The organism is Lactobacillus nasalidis (assembly GCF_016587775.1).
GTDB classification, from domain to species: Bacteria; Bacillota; Bacilli; order Lactobacillales; family Lactobacillaceae; genus Lactobacillus; species Lactobacillus nasalidis.
This window is the reverse complement of the sequence record NZ_BOCG01000161.1, coordinates 1-2,195: the sequence shown is the minus strand read 5'-3', so window position 1 is coordinate 2,195 and position 2,195 is coordinate 1. Positions and strand designations below refer to the sequence as shown.

At 51.2% G+C, this 2,195-nt stretch carries 3 protein-coding genes and 1 pseudogene; all 4 read left to right on the top strand.

Going from position 1 to position 2,195, the window contains the following annotated elements:
• On the top strand, window positions 1-335 hold a 335-nt coding region (locus tag lacNas_RS02995; protein WP_201335992.1), incomplete at its 5' end, for a 2,3-bisphosphoglycerate-dependent phosphoglycerate mutase.
• Window positions 336-473: 138 nt separating this feature from the next.
• On the top strand, window positions 474-932 hold the full coding sequence (gene fabZ / locus lacNas_RS02990; protein WP_201330725.1) for a 3-hydroxyacyl-ACP dehydratase FabZ: 459 nt from the start codon (window positions 474-476) through the stop codon (window positions 930-932).
• Window positions 933-1,045: 113 nt separating this feature from the next.
• Window positions 1,046-1,981 (top strand): AAA family ATPase, encoded by a 936-nt coding sequence (locus lacNas_RS02985; RefSeq protein ID WP_201330724.1) that lies wholly within the window; start codon window positions 1,046-1,048, stop codon window positions 1,979-1,981.
• A gap of 61 nt (window positions 1,982-2,042) precedes the next feature.
• Window positions 2,043-2,195 (top strand): annotated as a pseudogene (locus lacNas_RS14460) (IS3 family transposase); the annotation flags it as partial.

Genomic DNA, 2,195 nt, shown 5'->3' with positions numbered 1-2,195 from the left:
GGCGGGGCTTTGACGCGGTGCCGCCGGCCCAGGGGTCCCCGGCCATCGACCGCCGCTACTGGAAGGTCGACCCGGGCCTGTTGCCCAGAGCCGAGAGCCTGCACCAGACCCAGCTGCGGCTTTTGCCTTACTATGAAGACGAGGTTGCCAGCCGCCTGCGGGCCGGGAAGGACCAGCTGATCGTGGCTCATGGGTCCAGTCTGCGGGCCCTGATCAAGTACCTGGAAAAGATCAACAACGTCGACATTCTCAAGCTGGAGGTGCCCAACGCCCAGGCGATCGTTTACGATTTTGACCAGGATTTGAACATTGTGGACAAGATGATTACCAATTAACAGGCTTCAGGCCTGTTTTTTTTGCCTTAAAAAGCAGCGGTTTTTGAAAAACTTGACATTGCCGGATGGAGTGTTAAACTTAATCACAAGTTATTGGAAAACTCGTTAAAAGATTTTATATACAGAAAGTGTGACAAGATGCCAGTAATGACTGCCCAAGAAGTGATGGATTTGATTCCCAACCGCTACCCGATCTGCTACATCGACCGGGTGGAGGAGCTGGTGGCTGACCAAAGCATCAGCGCCGTCAAGAACGTGACGATCAACGAGCCCTTCTTCCAGGGACATTTCCCGGGAAATCCGGTGATGCCGGGGGTCTTGATCATTGAAACCTTGGCCCAGGCGGCGTCCGTGCTGATCTTGAAGTCGCCGGCCTTTTACAAGAAGACGGCTTACCTGGGCGCCATTCACCAGGCCAAGTTCAGAAGGATGGTCAGACCAGGGGATGTCCTCAAGCTGGACGTCAAGATGCTCAAGGTGCGGGCCAAGACCGGCAGCGTGTCGGCGGTGGCTTCAGTTGACGGGGACCTGGTCTGCCAGACGGAACTGGTCTTCATCGTGGGCGAGCGCGACGGCAGCGACATGAAAGAGCGTTAGTTCAAAAAATCGAAAAAAAGCGCCGACTTTTGCCAGATTGCTAATCGTCAGCGACGTTTTATGGTAAAATCTATTTTGATATTCAAAATAGATTTTTTAAAATGGAGCTCAATATGCGCAAATTATTTCTTTTGAGAGGCGCACCCGGCTCTGGCAAGTCTTCATTCATCGCCCGGCATCACTTATTGCCGTACGCGATCAGCGGGGATGTGATTCGTCTGCTTTTGGCGGATCTCACCGTTTACTATGATCAGAAGACTGACGTGCTGCATCAGGTCATTCCGCGGCACATTACGGAACAGACCAAGCGGATGAAGGACAATCTGGTTGAACACAAGATGTCCTACGGCGAGACCGTGATTGTGGACGGGACTCATATCGTGGCCAGCGAAATCGACCACTACAAGAAGTGGTGCGAGAAGTACCATTATGAGTGCTATGTCGTCGACTTGATGCAGAATCAGACGCTTGAAGGTCTGCTTAAGCGAAACCAGATTCGGATGCAATATGACTGGGTAAAGCCGGAAGTCATCACGATGATGTACAATTCCTACAAGGCTCACCCAGAGCTGCCAAGCTGGGTCAAGGGGATCAAGCCCAACCAGATGGAGCAGGCCCTGCAGCAAAGGGAAAACAACCTGGACCGCTATTCGCACGTGATCGCCATCCCGGATGAGGTGGCTGAAGAGGACTTCCCGCACGTGCACATTTCCAACTTCTACTTCTCCTTCAACGACAAGTTCAGCGAGAAGTACGGCACTTACCGCAACGTGGTGACGATTGGCAAGACCAAGGAGGAAGTGGTCGACGAATTCCGTCTGCCTTACTTTGCCTTCAAATTCCACCACAAGCACTTTTTGATTTCGGCTTACCCGATCAGAAACGAGATGCTGGACCCGGTCAAGAAGGTCAAGGGGACCTGGTACTACACGACCGGCCTTTACAACGTGGCCGACTTTATCAGAGAATTTCCGGAAAGTCCGAAGTCGCACGTTCACCAATTCAGTTTAAGCAAGCTGGACCGGACCAGACTGCTGCACATTTGGTAAAAGAAAAAGCTTTTCTGATATGACCCCCGAAATTAGGACACTAATTTCGGGGGTTATTTTCATGACTAAATACACTAAAGAAATAAAACTCGCTATCTACCACGAATGGGTAGACGATCATAGAAGAGGCACCTACCTCAGCCGAAAATATGGGATGGAGCGTGGAGGAATCCAATATTTGGTAGACTTGATCCAAAAGCATGGCGAAGCCATT

Coding starts and splice junctions, on each gene's coding strand:
- fabZ (WP_201330725.1), top strand. CDS start 474: ATGCCAGTAATGACTGCCCAAGAAGTGATGGATTTGATTCCCAACCGC.
- lacNas_RS02985 (WP_201330724.1), top strand. CDS start 1,046: ATGCGCAAATTATTTCTTTTGAGAGGCGCACCCGGCTCTGGCAAGTCT.